The sequence below is a fragment of the Bacteroides sp. An279 genome (assembly GCF_002159615.1).
Lineage (GTDB): Bacteria > Bacteroidota > Bacteroidia > Bacteroidales > Bacteroidaceae > Phocaeicola > Phocaeicola intestinalis.
Window position 1 is genome coordinate 1 of the sequence record NZ_NFJA01000164.1, and the last position, 3,609, is coordinate 3,609.

Here is a 3,609-nt window from a genome sequence, read left to right on the forward strand (position 1 = left end):
CTCCTGTTCTTCGTCAGATAGCCCGCTATCTTCCTCATCACAAAAGCGAAAATGCCTCAAAAACTCATCCCAAATCATCGCACGATAAATTCAAAACAGCTTCTAAATCAACTATCACGATGAACCATTCATATCACATTGATTGATTTAATCTGCGTAATCTGTGGTGAACTTCAAATTTGGTCACTTTTACATTTTTCGCTATCTTTGCGCACAAAACGCTGTAATCAAGTAAACTATATGAAGAATATCCGAAATTTCTGCATCATCGCCCATATTGACCATGGGAAATCCACACTTGCCGACCGCTTGCTGGAATACACCCAGACTATCAAAATCACCGAAGGGCAGATGCTCGACGACATGGACCTGGAACGGGAACGCGGCATCACCATCAAGAGCCACGCTATCCAGATGGAATACACCTACGGAGGCGAAAAATACATTCTCAACCTCATCGATACCCCGGGGCACGTAGACTTCTCATACGAAGTGTCACGCTCCATCGCTGCGTGTGAAGGAGCCTTACTGGTAGTGGATGCCTCGCAAGGAGTACAGGCACAGACTATCTCAAACCTCTACATGGCACTGGAACACGACCTGGAAATCATCCCCGTAATGAACAAATGCGACATGGACAGCGCTATGCCCGAAGAGGTAGAAGACGAAATCATCGACCTGCTGGGATGCAAGCGCGAAGAGATTATCCGTGCTTCGGGAAAGACCGGTATGGGCGTGGAAGAAATACTGAAAGCAGTTGTCGAACGGATACCTTGTCCGCAAGGTGATGAAAACGCACCACTCCAAGCATTGATTTTCGACTCTGTCTTTAACTCGTTCCGCGGCATCATCGCCTATTTTAAAGTAGAAAACGGCATCATCCGCACCGGCGACAAAGTAAAATTCTTCAATACAGGAAAAGAATACGATGCCGATGAAGTAGGCGTACTGAAAATGGATTTAGTACCACGCAAAGAACTGCGAACAGGTGATGTAGGCTACATCATCTCGGGCATCAAGACTTCACGTGAGGTTAAGGTGGGCGATACCATCACCCACATCGACCGCCCATGCGAGAAAGCCATTGAAGGCTTCGAAGAAGTAAAGCCGATGGTATTTGCCGGTGTTTACCCTATCGAGGCGGAAGATTATGAAAACCTGCGTTCCTCACTGGAAAAACTCCAGCTGAATGATGCCTCGCTCACTTTTCAACCCGAATCGTCTCTCGCACTTGGTTTTGGCTTCCGATGCGGATTTCTGGGCTTGCTCCACATGGAAATTGTACAGGAACGGTTAGACCGCGAGTTCAATATGAACGTCATCACCACCGTGCCCAACGTATCATATATGGTATACGACAAGCAAGGAGGCGTACAAGAAGTGCATAACCCCGGCGGTATGCCCGACCCGACACTTATCGACCACATCGAAGAGCCCTACATCGATGCCTCCATCATCACCACGACCGACTATATCGGTTCTATCATGACGCTCTGTTTGGGCAAGCGTGGCGAACTGGTGCGCCAAGACTATATTTCGGGCAACCGCGTGGAACTGCATTACAAGATGCCACTGGGCGAAATCGTCATCGACTTCTACGATAAACTGAAAAGTCTTTCAAAAGGATATGCCTCGTTCGATTATCATGCGGCAGGATTCCGCCCCTCAAAACTGGTGAAGCTGGACATCCTGCTCAATGGCGAACCGGTAGATGCACTCTCTACCCTCACCCACGTAGACAATGCATACGAACTGGGACGCCGTATGTGCGAAAAACTAAAAGAACTCATTCCACGCCAACAGTTCGAAATAGCTATCCAGGCAGCTATCGGCTCAAAAATCATTGCCCGCGAAACCATCAAGGCTGTACGTAAGGATGTAACGGCAAAATGTTATGGAGGCGACGTGAGCCGCAAACGCAAATTGCTTGAAAAGCAAAAGCGCGGAAAGAAACGTATGAAACAAATCGGCACAGTGGAAGTGCCGCAAAAAGCTTTTCTGGCAGTGCTGAAACTGGATTAAACAAGCAGGCCGAACGCAAAGATACAATATGAATGTCCGCATTCCTCCCCAATCATTATACCATCATTTTGGGCATAATCATTGGGGATGGCCGCTGCGGACATTACTTGTTCTTTTTCCGGACAAGACTGTATCGGCAAAGAAAGATACAGTCCTCGCATAATCCTAATCTACCAGGACTGCAGTCCTGACAGCATAGGACTGGGACAGGACTGCAATTCATCTTGCCACGCAGTTGATAAGTAGATGTTGAGAATTAGTTTATATAATGTGTCTGCTCAGAAATACAGGATTAACACAGATTTTCGCGGATTCTTTTAATTTACTATTTTCCGATTTACGAAGTACGATTTAAAGCTCAAATAGTAGATAGCAAATTGTCAAATCGTAAATTACAATAATCTGCGCTAATCCGCGAAAATCTGTGTTTCTGGCAATATCATTTAATTTTGCACACTTACTTATATGCTAGAAACTGTTTTGAATTTCTCCAAAAAGTTTTTCTTGTCTTGATGTATTCGTTTTCAGAACAGTTTCTTAGAACTTACAGAATCTGAAGAGCTATCTGTGCACATGCCTCAGCATCAGCCAGCGCATGATGATGTTTAGTCAAGTCGTATCCACAACAAGCCGCTACAGTCTGCAACTGATGGTTAGGCAACTGCTTGCCAAAAACACGCCGCGAAGCACGGCATGTACAATAAAAGGTATAATCGGGATAATCCATTCCATATGTGCGGAACACTGCCTTTAGGCACCTCTCATCGAAAGGACTGTTGTGAGCCACTAAAGGCAAATCCCCTATAAGCCAGGCTATTTCCGCCCATACCTCCGGAAAAAGCTGCGCATGGGCTGTATCTTGGGAGGTCAATCCATGCACGCGCGTATTCCAATATGCATAATAATCAGGACACGGACGTATCAAACGGTAGAGCTTGCCGACTATCTTTCCTTCACGTACCACTACCACCCCGACACTACATACACTGGATGGACATTCATTGGCTGTTTCGAAATCGATGGCAGCAAAATCTTTCATAGAATGAATATCAAGAAAAAAATAAAGGATTAATTTAAATGGAAGTGGGCGTTGACGGATTCGAACCGCCGACCCTCTGCTTGTAAGGCAGATGCTCTGAACCAGCTGAGCTAAACGCCCGAAGGGGGAAATTTGACTAATATAGCTTTGGTGAAGTGGGCGTTGACGGATTCGAACCGCCGACCCTCTGCTTGTAAGGCAGATGCTCTGAACCAGCTGAGCTAAACGCCCCAAAGCTTCATGAAAACGAGAGTATTTCGAGTGGGCGTTGACGGATTCGAACCGCCGACCCTCTGCTTGTAAGGCAGATGCTCTGAACCAGCTGAGCTAAACGCCCGAAGGTCTCGTTCTCATTTGCGGTTGCAAAGGTACAGCTTATTTTTGAATCTGCAAACTTTTGAGCATTTTTTTTCAAAAAAAATCAAATCCGACAAATCCGGGCAGAGTCAACCAGCGAGTGCAACATTACGAAATATTTTTGAAAAAGACCTCAGCCGGAGTCGAGAAATTGAGTTTTTCTCTCGGTCTGGCATTAATTTTCTTCCTGA

Annotated in this window: 2 protein-coding genes and 3 tRNA genes; 1 reads left to right on the forward strand and 4 read right to left on the reverse strand. The window is 46.0% G+C overall.

From position 1 onward, the window contains the following. The first annotated feature begins 240 nt into the window (after positions 1 to 240). Entirely contained in the window at positions 241 to 2,022 is a 1,782-nt protein-coding gene (gene lepA / locus B5F78_RS16150) for a translation elongation factor 4 (RefSeq protein WP_087213449.1), read from the forward strand. Between the two features lie 544 nt (positions 2,023 to 2,566). Here the strand turns inward: lepA and B5F78_RS16155 are convergent. From B5F78_RS16155 to B5F78_RS16170, 4 genes are all read right to left on the reverse strand, one after another. Next, the gene (locus B5F78_RS16155; protein WP_087407223.1) at positions 2,567 to 3,061 is read right to left on the reverse strand and encodes a 3'-5' exonuclease; all 495 of its coding nucleotides are present in this window, start codon (positions 3,059 to 3,061) and stop codon (positions 2,567 to 2,569) included. A 45-nt stretch (positions 3,062 to 3,106) separates the two neighbouring features. Further along, positions 3,107 to 3,181, reverse strand: a tRNA-Val gene (locus tag B5F78_RS16160). A gap of 36 nt (positions 3,182 to 3,217) precedes the next feature. After that, positions 3,218 to 3,292 (reverse strand) — tRNA-Val (locus B5F78_RS16165). A gap of 31 nt (positions 3,293 to 3,323) precedes the next feature. After that, positions 3,324 to 3,398 (reverse strand) — tRNA-Val (locus B5F78_RS16170). Between the last annotated feature and the right edge of the window lie 211 nt (positions 3,399 to 3,609).

What these genes read in the sequence shown, in the direction of transcription:
- lepA (WP_087213449.1), top strand. Translation starts at nt 241, where the DNA reads ATGAAGAATATCCGAAATTTCTGCATCATCGCCCATATTGACCATGGG.
- B5F78_RS16155 (WP_087407223.1), bottom strand. Translation starts at nt 3,061, where the DNA reads ATGAAAGATTTTGCTGCCATCGATTTCGAAACAGCCAATGAATGTCCA.